Origin of the sequence: Pseudoalteromonas rubra (genome assembly GCF_000238295.3) — a bacterium.
Lineage (GTDB): Bacteria > Pseudomonadota > Gammaproteobacteria > Enterobacterales > Alteromonadaceae > Pseudoalteromonas > Pseudoalteromonas rubra.
Genome location: NZ_AHCD03000035.1, coordinates 1,230,102 through 1,244,519, shown reverse-complemented (window position 1 = coordinate 1,244,519; position 14,418 = coordinate 1,230,102). Strand labels below are relative to the sequence as shown.

Here is a 14,418-nt window from a genome sequence, read left to right as displayed (position 1 = left end):
TACAGCACAGAGCAGCCACAGTACAAGACAGGGCGCTTTACTTCTGAGTCAGCGACCAGACGGCAATACTGCCGGAGATTTCATTGCCGACGATCAGCAATGGGGTGTTGGTTGGGCTGTGCTCGGCACTTACAAAGGTCATTCCTTCCGGTGCCAGATCACCCGAAATGTCAGCCCCTTCTTCCAGACCTCGGTTAATGAGGTAAGTGGTAAAGGTGACATTGAATGGGTTGGTGACATCATAGATCAAAATACTGCCCATGCGCTCCAGTCCGACAAATGCGTAGGTACGTTCACCTATCTGGCCCAATGTCAGCGCTTCTGGTTCAGCCCCTTTGGCGTCTGAGCGCGTATCGCCTTCGTTGGTGTCTTCATCGTTGTTAAACTGCTCACCGTGTAGCGCGGTGGTGATACGTACGATTTCGTCTCCAGAGTCAAACACCCGGGCACCACGTTGATCCCAGATAGAGAATGAGCGTGCACCATAAGTGTAGAGTTTCTCATACTGGCCATCACTGTCCTGATCGCCCATCACTGTGGACACTTTCAGGCGACCCAGGTCGTCGTTGTCGTTATTGATATACGCAAAGTTATCTGCCAGAGTCAGATCTTTGGCTCGGATCTCGTCGGTATATGCCAGGCAGCCATCGTCCTCGTCGAAGTCTAGTCCGCCATTAGCGGTACACTCGGCTTCATCGGCAGCAGGGAAGAAGTACTCTCGTCCATCCCCTTCGTTAGCTGTGACGATGAAGTTCGCGCCTTGCCATTGATAGCTGGCGATGGTATCCGGTTGGTACATGCCGTATAAACCCGGATAGCTACGCAGATTGATGCCGCCATCTTTGTCGGATGCATCTAAAGTCCATTTACCCCAGTCTTTGTAACCCAAGCCCTTTATTGTTAGTGAGTTATCACTTAGGTCAACGATAGCCAGTGCATTGTTCTCTTGTAACGAGACATAGGCATAGCGGTTATCTTTACTGACAGTAACGTACTCAGGTTCAAGATCCATAGCAACACTGGTATTGATGGCCTGCCCTTTGATGGTGCGCCCGGTCGGGTTGGCGAAGACGACGCCCTGGGCCTGTAACTCGGCTTGTTGATCATTGAAGGCTTCAAACCCTAACAGAGTAGCCTGAGCGGCAACCTGACCGTTATTGACCTCTATAATGGCAATACTGCCTTGCGGGTCAACGCTATAGTCGCCTGCTGGTTCACCTTCATTGGCCACCAAAATTTTGCTGCCATCCTGATTAAAGGTCACCATATCAGGCAGGTAACCTACTTCGACTGATTTCAGTAATTGAGGTGTTTGTGCGGCAATATCATAGACCAGCACAAATCCGGTCTCACCGGTTTCGCGCGCCATTGCAACGGCGAGTAAGTCGCCATGAATCGCCAGGCTGTTTGCATCAGCGGCAACCACATCGCTGACAGCAATCGTCTCAGTAACGGTAAGGTTGGTGTTAGTTATTACACCCTGGTTGTCTTTGTTGAGCTTATCCGCATCAAGTTGTGCGGCTGAAATCAAGGCGATTTGCGGCCTGTCTCCGGAGCTGTCCAGTGCAAAGATACGCTGACTGGTCGCATGATAAGCGACGATTTCGGCTGCGCCTTCCGGGCTTGCCACGTTTAATACGGCACGGCCGACCAGCTGTGCAGACAAATCACCCGTCATGCGCGCGCCTGTCTCGCCTTGCGGGCCTTGTGCACCGGTTTCACCTTGTGCGCCAGCGTCTCCTTTATCGCCTTTTTCACCTGCTGTGCCCGCCTGGCCTGTTTCACCTTGCAGGCCTTGCTCACCTGCTTGTCCATCGTCGCCATCCAGGCTGCAGCCACTGAGTAAGCCCAGTAGCGTTAAAGAGATCAGTGTTTTTTTCATTGTCTTTATTCTAAGTTGAGAAAATCACCGTCATTAAAACAGGGATAATTGACATCAGAATGACAAAGGCGGGGTTTTGATAAAAGGAGAGAGAAAATGGCCCTCGCACTTGGTGCGAGGGAAGCCAATGATGACGGTCACTCTAAGACTGAGTGAGGCGATCAAGCTCTGCGCGTTGCGCGCTGGGTAAGTTATCAACCACAATCTGATACGAATCATCAATCATGCGTTTGATTTCTTCTTCCGGGATGCTGCCATCAAGTACGATGGTGTTCCATAATCGTTTATTCATGTGATAGCCAGGCACAATTGCAGCGTACTTGTCGCGTAACAGCAGTGCTTCATCTGGATCACATTTTAGGTTAAGCCACCAAACTGGCTCACCATTTTCACCCAATTGACCCTCTTTCCCTTCATATAAGGTGGCAAACATTTTGTGCTGCACCTTGTAAACGTCCACGTCCTGTGCAAACGGTTTTGTGATAAAGGTCCCAGGCTTAGCCTATAAATACTCATGTACGAATTTCTGATCCATCGCCCGTGTCCTTGAAATAACAAATTAAATTTAAACAACATGGGGCTGATTTTAGCAGCTTTTGTGAGATTTCTGTAATTGGGAATAAGTAAAAATTATCAGTCAGTTAAGACCAAATAAGAATATAACTGAATAACCTTATCTAAGCTGCGCAACAATATAAGTATATTTCACCCTACTGAGAAAAATACGTATTAAAACGCACAGAGGTTAACCAGTCCATTTATCTTTACAGTTCCAATTTCAAATCTGCTCAAGGAGGAGTGTCCTCCCGCTCATTGACTGCTAACCACACCATGACCAAATGACAAATGCCCACTTCATTAAACATTCACGTGCTTCTGGGTGAGACAGGAACCTCGCCAGATGCGGTGAAAGTGCAATCAAATTGGCACGCATAAGCTTTCAATCCCGTTCGGCTTAACCTAAGTGTAGGAAAATCAAACAGGATCGCCAGCGAAAGTGAGTTGTGTTCAGACCGGCCCATGATCTGATGGTGCACTTTGCTGCGCTTATTTCTAAGTCAGTGCAAATAATACCTAGTTAAAATAATAAGTTAGTAGTTATTTGCAATTTCAGGTGCCCGATGTCTCGGGTACCTGAGTGAGAAACCAATCGTTTCTGGGGACGTATTAAATTAAATAATGCAATATTTTGCAACAATTTAAGTGTTTTTGCGTGCTTTTTAGACTTATTGTACACTGCGCGGGAAAAAAGTTACCCATTTACTTAACGTGTCGCCCAGTCTGACCTTGCGTTCACGTTTGGATCTCGAATACGGAGGCGATGTGTTGGTGTTGTATGTTGTTTTGATGTGCCTGGGCGGATTGCTGATGCTTAATGAATTGCGCTGTACGGGCGTCACACGGCGCTCCTGGGTGTTGTTGGCTGCATTTGCTGGGCCTGTGGTGTGGATCCTGTTTCGTGCGCACTACCGGCTTGCCTGGCTCAAACAGGTGGGGCAGCAGTATTGTATTTTGCGCGCCTGAATAAACAGCATATATGCGCCATGTCCTTGGCATGCTCAGGAGGCACACAGTGCCTGATGCAGGGCAAATTAGCTGCGCGGCCTTTAAATCCACAAGTCTGGATGAAAAATGTGTCAGTAAGTCAGGGTTAACGGGCCCAGATAGGTGTGTATTGCTGTTTAGGGTCGTTAAGGCTGCTAGTTTACCAGCTGTAGTGTGGGCTTGTCAGACTGCTGTGCATGCAGGAATTGCTCGAACTCTTCGGCTGAGAGCGGCTTTGCGTAGTAATAGCCCTGAATGGTCTGGCAGTTCAGACGCTGTAACTGATGCAGCTGTTGTTCCTGCTCGACGCCTTCAGCGACAACATGCAGACCCAGGTTATGTGCAATCGTAACGATGGAATCCACCATGTTACAGCCACGCTCTGTATTCATATCGTCCACAAATGCTTTGTCTACCTTGAGGGTATTCAGTGGAAACTGTTTCAGGTAAGCGAGTGAGGAGTAGCCGGTACCAAAATCATCCATAGCCAGATGGATCCCGCGAGAGCTCAAAGAGCGCATAATTGAAATTGCTTCTTGTGGATCATCCATAACAGTGCCTTCTGTAATTTCCAGCTCGAGAAAATAAGAAGGAAGTTGATTCTTTTGCAAGATGAGGTCTATACGAGCGGTAAGGTCCGGTAAACTGAACTGTCGGGCAGACAGGTTAACGGCAACCCGGCCATTAAATAGTCCCATATCAACCCAGCGTTTGACGTCTTTACAGGCTTTGTCCAGTACCACTTCACCGATTTCAACAATCTGACCTGTTTCTTCTGCGATGGGAATAAACAAGCCCGGGCTGATCACGCCTTTTTTCGGTGTGATGAAGCGGACCAGGGCTTCCATACCAACCAATGCGCCACTGGCAATGTCCATTTTGGGCTGATAGTAAACGACAAAGTGATCTTCCTTTAAGCCAAAACGCATCAGGTTTTCAATTTGCAGACGCTTAACCGCTTGTTCATTCATCGAGTCATTGAAGAACAGGTAGTGGTTGCCTTTTTGTTTGGCATGATACATGGCCGTGTCCGCATTTTTCAGCAAAATCTCCGGCGTGCTGCCATCTTCAGGGAATAGTACAATGCCCACGGATGAGGTGATCACCAGCTCATGGTTGGCCATTTTAAACGGCGTTGCAATGACCGCCAGAAACTGTTTAGCGGCTTTACTGATGGTGTGAATGTCGTTTGTGCCCGACATCACCAGGGCAAACTCATCGCCACCCAGACGGTAAAATGTATCTTGCTGACGGCACAGTTTGTTGAGGCGCATGGCGAGCTTAGCAAGCAGGCTGTCTCCCAGCTGGTGGCCAAGAGAGTCATTAATTTTCTTAAAGTTATCGAGGTCAAAGACCAGCAAAGCGTGATCGCGCTTTTGGTCGACGAGCTTTTTCAGATTGGTAAAGAAGAGATTTCGATTAGGCAGGCCCGTAGTGCGGTCTCGATTTGACAAGTTGTGCAGTTGTGACTCTGCTTTTTTGCGTTCGGTCAGATCAGAGAATACCACCACGTAATTGGTAATGTGGCCATGGTTATTTTTAATCTCGTCAATGGAAATTTCGATTGGCAGCATAGTGCCCGTCTGGTCGTAGAGTTTCAGCTCTTCCTGCCAGTGCTCGCTCTTTCTCAAAGCGGCTTTGATTTGATTGATGAACTGGCCATCATAGCCCGGGAGCTTGAACTCGGTATTGATATATTGTTCACGCACACCACCAAAGATTCGAATATAGCTCGGATTCAGGTCAACCAGACGGAAGGTATGATCGTAGATTGCAATGGCATCGGTCAGAGATTCGACACATTTAGCAAACAGGTTCAGGCGCTCTTCGGTACTTTTAAGGTGGTTAATATCGCGAATTGTGCCTGTCATCCTCAGTGGATTGAGATTGTCATCTTTTTCTATAATTTTGCCTTTGTCCAGCACCCAGTGATACTGCTCCAGGCTGTTTTTGACCCGGTAAGTGGCTTCAAAAAAGGCCGTTTTCTCTGCAAAGTGGAGTTTCAGTTGCTTTTCTACCAGCGGGAGATCCTGAGGGTGTATCTGGCTGGCGTTGGGGATCAGGTGGGTGCCTGGTGTTGTATCCAGCATGAACTTATCGTTAATACGAGTGATTTCACCACTGCGGATATTCCAGTCCCAAAGTGTGTCTCCACTGCCTTCTACGGTACTTTTGAGGCGTTGCTCTGAATGTCTGAGTGCTCTCAGAGAGTGTTTTGTTCGGCGGTTTAAGATGACCAGGTAGAGCAAAGTGGCGGCTGTGACAAAGCCCACCAAAGCGAGCAGTGTCGAAGAATGATTTTGCATAATGCCTGTTGGCAGGGGCGCACTCATTGTCGGCCAGGCCAGAAGCAACAAAACAGATGTAATTGTTTTTATAATTGTTGTTTTCGTCATAAGGCTTAAAGATTCAATTACATTTGCTAATCTAATCTATGCCCCAGGCAGAGTCAAAAAGAAAGTCAGAAAAAATCCCTAATTTCGGACCTAAAAGGTACATCTGCGTGTATTTTGCGCATTGAGACGGTCATTGTGACATTTAAATGTCGAACTGATGGAGTGTGTATCACTTTATCGCTGCTAATGTTTTGTTTAGTGGTGCGCATTGGCACAGATGCGCCACTGAAATATCGGGGGCTAATTACACCTGAGCGTAACTTTCGCAAAGTCTTCAGAAATCAGCTTAACTATATACTGTTTCAGGTCATCAAACGTGAGCGCCTCAAGTGCTGCAATGAGTTTTTCCTGCATTGAAAAGGCGTGATCGTCAGTGCCGATGGCTATCCACAATCGTTGAGAGCGCAACCTCAGGTTTTTGTCCTTTTCTGCAATTTGGGAATGCAATGCTGCTTTGACTTGTGTCCATTGGGTAGCCTCATAGCTATCCAGCTGGACAATTAAATCAGCCAGGTATTGGTGATGACGTTGTAGCAAAGTGGCGCTGTCATAACCGGATGACTGTACATAAAATGCGATACCAGCGCGGGTATTGAAGGGCGCATAGCCAGCACCTACCAAATAGCCAAGCTGTTGCTGTGTGCGCAAAGACTCAAAGTAATCCTGACTGACTAGCTGGTTGAAAGCCATCACTTTGACTTTATCGTCCACGCTGCTAGTTGGTGCTTGAATGTATTCAACAAAAGCATGTTCGGCACCGGATTTTTCAATTTGCACTTGTTGATTTGACGTGACCAGGTTGAGTGGTTTTTTCAGGTCGTCCAGAATTTCGCTGTAGGCAAACAGGGCATGCAGTTGCTTTTGCATATCGAGCGCATGATCCAGTTGCCAGTTACCGTGCATAAAGGCCTTAATGTGGATTTCTTTAAAAAAGTTATCCCGAAACAGGCAAAACTCATTGAAGCTGATATTTTTGAGCGCTTTGGCCAGTTGCTCTGGTGTTGGGTTCCAGGGCATCAGGTGGGCCCCCAATAAACTGAACAACTCGCTGACCGGTTTACTCTTATTGTGGTTTTTCCAGTGCCGGATCAGTTGTTTTTTGTATTCCGCAAAGCGGGTGGCGCTGATTGGTTGTTTAAGCAGGGCTTCGACCAGTTGCAGCACCAGTTTGAGCTGGCTGGCAGACAGACCTGCGGTTTGTAAGGTCAAACCACCCTGATGGGAGCTGAGGTGATAGCTCAATCCGGCCAGTTCTGCAGCATAAAATTGTTCTGCGACACTGTCCATAAACAAATCGGCAAACAGCCTGGTCATGGCCATGCTCTTATGGTTTTCGACCGAACAACGGGAATCTATCTCTAAATAAAAATGGCCTTTGGTAACCCGAAAGCGCGTATCTTGTTTGAACCAAAAGGCAAATCCAGGCCTGTCTGTGAGCAGGGTGGGGGTTTTACGCCCAGGCTCTATGTCATACAGGCGGTTTTCAAACGCCAGGTATGGGTTCGCAGCAGGCAAGCGCATTTCAGGCAGAGGGGTGGTAATGTGTTCAAGCGTTTGTAACCACTCGGTGTTGATACGCTCTACCTGGTAGGGCGTATTGTACCATTGTGCTACCTTGCGGGTAGCATCGTTCTCGCAGGTAATATCGGGGTGGATCAGGATCAGGCGCATGTTATGCGGCGATAACAGCTCCATGAGCTCTTCATGCAGTGCATGATTGAAAGCACTCATACAGTAGTCACCATATAAAGTGTCTTCGTCGTCGTAATGGTGCATATTGATGCTCAGCGCGCTAACCCAGTCGAGTAGTTTGCTGGGTTCCTGATTTTCAAATGCCAGCTCAAGCAAGCGCTTTTTGTCTTCGTAGAGTGCAGGTAAAGCGGCAATCTGTTCGCGGATCAGGCTGATATACTCGAACAGCATTTCTACGATATCTTCGTAGTACTCAATGCCCTCGTCAGTCAACGCGAAACTGATATTAAAGTCTTTAAAATTGCTGCCGTCTGCGCCACCGCCTGCGGACAGGGCGTTGATCCAACCATTTTTCTTTAAAATTGCATAGAGTGAGCCGTCACCTTCATAACCCAATAGGTGTGCCAGAAAGCTCAGGCTTTTGAACTTATACAGTCGCTCTACGTCGGGCATAGCAAAGCTGACAATCAGCTTTTGCATGTGTTTGCGCGGTTCAATGTGGAGTAATAGTCCCAGGTCCTGTTGGCGGTATAAGGGCACTTGAATGGCCGGTTTTGGGATGTCATGACCGGTTACAGGGGTAAAGTTGCGACGTGCTAGCTCGGCCAGCTCATCTAAAGGGTGTGGCCCGGCCAGTACGAGTGTCATCCATTGTGCCTGATAATGAGCGGCAAAAAAGGCTTCAATTTCTTGTTTAAAATCACCACTGTGATCGGCCAGCGTGTTGTGGTTACCAACAGAAAATTTGGCAAAAGGGTGGGCCGGATTGACGGTTTCTTTGTGCACCTGAATGATTCTGCGGTTATCATCTTTGACCTTCAGATTAAATTCTGAGTCAATGGCGTTGCGTTCATCCTGTAATGCCTCTTCACTAAACAGCGGTGCATAGAAGAATTCACTGAATCGTTGCAACGCCTCAGCAAACAGTGCCGCACGACAATCAAAAAAGTAGCAACTGTGTTCGGTGCCTGTCCAGGCATTACTTTGTCCACCGGCGTGACTAACAAACTGAGAAAATTCGCCGCGCACAGGGAAACTCTGAGTACCGAGAAACAACATATGTTCAACAAAGTGTGCCATGCCCTGCCGGCTTTGCGGATCATCAAAATGGCCGACGTTAATTGCGAGGGAGGCTGCTGCCTTATTACTTGATGTATCTTCGACAAGAAGCACTTTTAGACCATTGTCCAGTGTCAGGTGACGATAATTTCTTTTATCATTATTACTCAGTTTCAATTGTGTGCCGCCGATATATTAGTTAGAGACGTGGCTGCTGTTTCCGGGCTACTGCTGGCAAGCGCCCATCAGGACGGTTGCGATAGCCGGTCACCTCTGAATTAGCCTGTATTTAAACTTAAGGTTTAGGTGCTTTTGTTTTAATATAGCGGACAATTTGGGGCAATAGCTACTGCTTGCTTCTAATTTTCTTGCCAACTTTCGGAGTGCTATGAAAACAATTCTGATCATGCGCCATGGCGAAGCGGGCCCTATGCAGGCCAACGATGCGGCCAGAATATTGACTTCACGCGGGCACGCTCAGGCTGCTGAAATGGGTCAATGGTTAGCTGAACATTATCCGCCACAGGCTGTCCTAGTGAGCCCCTATATCAGGGCGCAACAAACGGCTCAGGCTGTCCTGCAAAGCAACCCTGTATCATTCGAAGAGACATGCCAGGATATTGTGCCCAGTGGCAATGCTGCTGTTGCTATCGATTATCTCGAAACCTTAATCAGTATGCATGACACCTTAGACACCTGGCTGGTTGTTGCGCATATGCCGATAGTCAGTTATTTAGTTGATCAATTGGTGCCGGGTGAAATGCCGATCTTTGCAACGGCTGCCGTGGCGGTGATCCAGTATGACCCTGAGACGCTGAAAAGCGAATTGGTCAAGCTCGCCACACCTGCTACCTGAATTGAGACCGATTTTAGGATAAGTTGGCCCGGTGCGGTCTAATGTCCTCCTTTTCACTACGATGCTCTAATACAATGGCATCGCTTTCATGACACCGGTTACCATCTATGGGCGGATGGTTTTCGGTGCTACCTTATTGTTTGTCATAAAATGCACAACACCACATGTGTCTGGATAGTTTTGCTATGCAATCCAAAAAAGTAATGTGCTCATGTGCAGATCTTGTGGTTAGAGTGTATCTATTCGCGGTATAAAGAGCTGGCTGTTGATAAGAGCGAGATAGTGACACCTGTATTTCAATTCGGTAAATCCTTTTCCTGCCATCATATAGGCAAGAGTTTGGTAAGGACAATTGTCCTTATATTGAGGCTTTTTGTTGCGAAAAGTTGTTAACTCTTAGCTAACTTTCACGATATTTACAAAAATGTGGAAAATTTATATGCATAATTGCAGCAATTTGAAAATTTGCTGCTATAATTACGGCCGTCTCGTTCAGCCTCATATAGTCGTTTTGCACTCTCGCTAGTGAGGTCCGCGCTGCTTGTCATTTGCGCGTAAAATTGAGCGAACCAGCCATTGTGATACGGCGCCCAAATCAAAACCGTTGAACTTAAGAGTGCATACAAAAGGTTAAATCCAAACATGAAAGCAATGAAAAGATCTACGTTAGCAACTTTAATCAATGCGACGTTGTTCTCTGCTGTAGCAGGTACTTCATTCACTACGCTTGCAGAAGAAGCGCAAGCTAAAAGTAATCAACTGGAAGTGATCCAAATCACCGCGCGTAAGCGTGTTGAGAACGCACAAGAAGTGCCAGTTTCTGTGTCTGCTTTGCAAGGCGATAACTTGGACGCATACAGCTCAGCTGGTATGGATATCCGCTTTATGAATGCGAAGATCCCGAGCCTGTCGGTTGAATCTTCATTCGGACGTACATTCCCACGCTTTTATGTTCGTGGTCTGGGTAACACCGACTTCGATCTGAACGCGTCTCAGCCGGTATCTCTGGTTGTTGACGAAGTTGTTCAGGAAAACCCTATTCTTAAAGGCTTCCCTGTATTTGATATCGAGCGCATCGAAGTATTGCGTGGTCCTCAGGGAACCCTGTTCGGTCGTAACACGCCAGCCGGTCTGGTTAAGTTCGACAGCGTTAAGCCAAGCCAGGAATTCGATGGGTATGCCGCGGTTTCTTACGGTAGCAACAGCTCAATTGACTTTGAAGGTGCAGCCGGTACAGGTCTAACTGACAAAATTTCTACACGTGTATCTTTATTGGTACAAGATAAGCCGGATTACATCGATGTAAAAGCACCAGGATTTGAGAAAGAAGATTCACTGGGTGGCTACAATGAAAAAGCGGCACGTGTTCAGTTCTTATATGAAGGTGATGACTTCACCGGTTTGCTGAATTACCACGTACGTGATTTGGAAGGTCGTCCGATCCCGTTCCGTGCGAACCTGATTGAAAAAGGTTCGAACAACATTAACCCATTGTACGATAACGATGTGGTTTATCAGGATGCTGCATCTCGTGCTACTCAACAAGTAGACACACAGGGTCTGAGCCTGAAGCTGGAATGGGACCTTAAAGAGCACACCATTACTTCAATCACCGGCTGGGAAAGCGCTGAGATTTACTCGCGTGCAGACGTTGATGGTGGTTACGGTGGCTGGACTGACTCGACAACAGGTACACCTGTTCCTCAGGGTCCGGGCATTATTTTCTTCCAGGCAGAAACAGCTGATGCTATCCCTGACCATGACCAGTATACACAAGAACTTCGCCTTTCAAGCAACTTCTCTGGAGACTTCAACTATCAGGTTGGTTTGTTCCTATTTGAAGAAGACTTAACGATAGAAAGCTTCAACTTTGATACGTCTCAATTCGATGAGTCAACGGGCAACTATGGCTTGCAAACTGGCTATGTAGTACAAAATCAGGAAACATCAGCATGGGCGCTATTTGGCTCGTTTGATTATACTGTCTCTGAACAACTGGATGTTACGCTTGGCTTACGTTATTCAGATGATGAAAAAGACTTTATGGCAAAGCGTACCTCAGACAACCTGCAACTAGGTGCTAACCCAAGTGATAGCCATGTGAGCTGGGACTTGAGCGCTACTTATAAGCTGACTGATGACGTTAACTTGTTTGGTCGTCTTGCTAACGGTTTCCGTGCACCGAGTGTACAAGGCCGTATCTTGTTTGGTAATGAAGTAACAGTCGCAGAATCTGAAACAGTTAACTCAATTGAGTTTGGTGTTAAATCAGACGTTCTGGATGGCCAGGGTCGTGTTAACGCAACTGTATTCTACTTCCAGATGGACGACCAACAACTGACGGCTGTGGGCGGTGGCGCTAACTTCAACCGTCTGATCAACGCCGACAAAACCACGGGTTATGGCTTTGAGGTAGACAGTGAGTGGGTGCTGACAGATGAACTGAATGCAACCTTCAATGTGAGCTATAACAAAACTGAGATTGATGATCCAGACCTGGCGGTTGCCGTATGCGGTCAGTGTACTGTGACAGATCCAACCTACATGGTTGAAGGCGCATTTGGTCCAGAAGCGCGTGCAAGATTGGATGGGAATAGCTTGCCGCACGCGCCAGAGTGGATCTCTAACGCGACATTGCGTTACACCACAGAACTGGAAAACGGTGAGTTCTTTGTATACACCGACTTGTCATACCGCAGTGAAATCGACTTCTTCCTGTATGAGTCAGTTGAGTTCACTGGTGAAGCTCTGTTTGAAGCCGGTGTGCGTGCGGGTTACGCGTGGAACTCGGGCGACAACGACTATGAAGTTTCTGCCTTCGTACGTAACCTGTTTGATGAGCAGGTGGTTATCGGTGGTGTAGACTTCAACAACAACACAGGTATGCTGAACGAAGAGCGCTTTGTGGGTGCCGAGTTCAAAGTGAAATTCTTTTAATTTCACCTTAAATTAAAGTAAAAACCCGTGGATGGTCACCATCCACGGGTTTTTTTATTAATACTGTCATGCAAGCAGGCCCCAGTACTGGTAAAGTACCCGGGTAAATACAGAATTTTTGAGGAAGAAACTATGTCCGCATTTTGGAATTATCGCGTTATCTATTGTGAAGCAAATAAAGATGCGCCAGAGCAGTATCAGGTACATGCGGTTGAGTACAATGAGAATGGCAAAGCGGTTAACTGGTCTGAAACGGGTGAGTCACCTTATGGTCAGAGTATTGATGATCTTAAAGCCGATTTTACCCGTTTACAGACAGCATTTGATAAGCCTGTTTTGAAAGTGGTACGTAAACCGCGTGGTTATGAGCTGGTAGAAAAAGACAGCGGTGAACCTGCACACGCAGAGCCACCTGCTAAAGCCTGATAACATTATACTGATAAAGAAGGAGCGATGATGAGTTTAAAGGCAATCTTGTTTGATTTTGATGGGACGCTGGTGGATTCTGAAGCGCTCCATTATCACAGCTGGCTGCGTGTGCTGGCACCGTTTGGTGTTGAGTATAGCGAGCTGGCATTTTGTGATGAATTTTCTGGCGTACCCACGCTAAAAACTGCTGAAATACTCCTTGAACGTCACAACCTGTCCAGCACAGCGCAGGCGTTATGCGACGATAAAAACCGGTTTTTTGTCGACACCGCAGCGACGCTGCAGCCAAAGCTCATGCCTTATGCACATGAGATCTTAAGTTATGCGTCGACGCATTGTAAGTTAGCGCTGGTGACGGGGAGTACCCGCGCCGAAGCGATCCCGGTGCTGAATCACTACGGGTTGCAGCATTTCTTCGATTGTATTGTCACTAAAGATGACGTGACTCAGCCAAAACCTCATCCTGAGCCATACCAGCAGGCACTGTCCGCATTGCAGGTTGAGCCAGAAAACGCCATTGCGCTGGAAGACAGTACAACCGGGCTGAGCTCAGGTAGCGCCGCAGGTTTGAAGGTACTGGTGATTCCTAACGAGCATTCAGCAAAGCAAGACTTTTCTCAGGCTGCCTGGCAAGTGCAATCGCTGCTGTCGGCGCAAGCTGTTATTGAGGGGCTACTCGCAAAAGCTTAGTACCACCAACTTGCGACTGGCGATTTCCTGACGCCGCGCTAAGCTCTGAGGGAGGATATCTTAACTCTGCCTACAAGGAGCGTAGCGATGAACATTCAACTGACAGGTTGGCTGTTAGCCTGCCTGTGTTATCTGCAAATAGCCTGTGCAAGTCCAGCCCCCGATGTGCAATTGGCCAAAGTGTATCAGGCACAACGACCGGTCTCCCATTATCTGGTAAGTGAAAAGTTTGATGGCGTCAGAGCGGTGTGGAATGGTCAGCAGCTGCTTACCCGAACGGGTCAGATGATCCATGCGCCCGCCTGGTTTACCTCTGAATTGCCAGATATGCTACTTGACGGAGAGCTGTGGGCTGGCTATCAGAACTTTGAGTTTGTCAGTGCTGTGGTGCGGCGTCATCAGGCATCCGAACAGGACTGGCGCCAGATACACTATCTGATCTTTGATGCGCCCAGTGTGGCTGTACCCTTTGCACAACGGTATGACGTCTATTCTCAGCTTATCGATAAGCTGGCACAGCCCCATGTCCGCGCGGTACCTCAGTATCGGTTTACAACCAAGGCTGAGCTGGATGAATTTTTTGAGCAAGTACTGGCACGCGATGGCGAAGGAGTCATGCTGCATGAACATCAGGCACAGCATCAGGCTGGACGCAGTTCGGCCATTCTAAAGTACAAACCTTATTTCGACGCCGAAGCTGAGGTCTTGGCACATTTGCCCGGTAAAGGTAAATATCAGGGCATGATGGGTGCAATCCGGGTTAAAACGCCGCAGGGCATTATCTTTAAAATTGGTTCGGGGTTCACGGATGAGCAGCGGCGCGAGCCTCCCCCAATTGGCAGTCAGGTGACCTACCGATATCAGGGTGTCACAAAATTTGGTAAACCGCGATTTGCCCGTTTTTTACGTGTCAGGCAACCACTTTAAGGATT

At 47.7% G+C, this 14,418-nt stretch carries 9 protein-coding genes and 1 pseudogene; 6 read left to right on the top strand and 4 right to left on the bottom strand.

Going from position 1 to position 14,418, the window contains the following annotated elements:
* Positions 1–37: 37 nt before the first annotated feature.
* On the bottom strand, positions 38–1,882 hold the full coding sequence (locus tag PRUB_RS16765) for a choice-of-anchor I family protein (protein ID WP_010382595.1): 1,845 nt from the start codon (positions 1,880–1,882) through the stop codon (positions 38–40).
* Between the two features lie 142 nt (positions 1,883–2,024).
* Positions 2,025–2,417, bottom strand: a pseudogene (locus PRUB_RS16760) (MmcQ/YjbR family DNA-binding protein).
* A 788-nt stretch (positions 2,418–3,205) separates the two neighbouring features.
* Here PRUB_RS16760 and PRUB_RS16755 point away from each other — a divergent pair.
* Entirely contained in the window at positions 3,206–3,406 is a 201-nt protein-coding gene (locus PRUB_RS16755; RefSeq protein WP_010382591.1) for a hypothetical protein, read from the top strand.
* 176 nt (positions 3,407–3,582) lie between these two features.
* Here PRUB_RS16755 and PRUB_RS16750 read toward each other — a convergent pair whose 3' ends face one another.
* Positions 3,583–5,823, bottom strand: a complete 2,241-nt coding sequence (locus PRUB_RS16750; protein WP_040644643.1) for a sensor domain-containing protein — start codon at positions 5,821–5,823, stop codon at positions 3,583–3,585.
* 240 nt (positions 5,824–6,063) lie between these two features.
* On the bottom strand, positions 6,064–8,751 hold the full coding sequence (locus tag PRUB_RS16745; RefSeq protein ID WP_010382588.1) for an insulinase family protein: 2,688 nt from the start codon (positions 8,749–8,751) through the stop codon (positions 6,064–6,066).
* Positions 8,752–8,962: 211 nt separating this feature from the next.
* On the opposite strand from PRUB_RS16745, the gene sixA reads away from it, so the two are divergent.
* From sixA to PRUB_RS16720, 5 genes are all read left to right on the top strand, one after another.
* The gene (gene sixA, locus PRUB_RS16740; RefSeq protein ID WP_010382586.1) at positions 8,963–9,430 is read left to right on the top strand and encodes a phosphohistidine phosphatase SixA; all 468 of its coding nucleotides are present in this window, start codon (positions 8,963–8,965) and stop codon (positions 9,428–9,430) included.
* Positions 9,431–10,072: 642 nt separating this feature from the next.
* On the top strand, positions 10,073–12,367 hold the full coding sequence (locus PRUB_RS16735) for a TonB-dependent receptor (protein ID WP_010382585.1): 2,295 nt from the start codon (positions 10,073–10,075) through the stop codon (positions 12,365–12,367).
* A gap of 132 nt (positions 12,368–12,499) precedes the next feature.
* Positions 12,500–12,793 carry a hypothetical protein gene (locus PRUB_RS16730; protein WP_010382584.1) on the top strand — a complete coding sequence of 98 codons (294 nt, stop codon included), beginning with the start codon at positions 12,500–12,502 and terminating at the stop codon, positions 12,791–12,793.
* A 30-nt stretch (positions 12,794–12,823) separates the two neighbouring features.
* Positions 12,824–13,486, top strand: coding sequence for an HAD family hydrolase (locus tag PRUB_RS16725; protein ID WP_010382583.1), 663 nt, complete (start codon positions 12,824–12,826; stop codon positions 13,484–13,486).
* 87 nt (positions 13,487–13,573) lie between these two features.
* Positions 13,574–14,413 (top strand): DNA ligase, encoded by an 840-nt coding sequence (locus tag PRUB_RS16720; protein WP_010382582.1) that lies wholly within the window; start codon positions 13,574–13,576, stop codon positions 14,411–14,413.
* Positions 14,414–14,418: the final 5 nt, after the last annotated feature.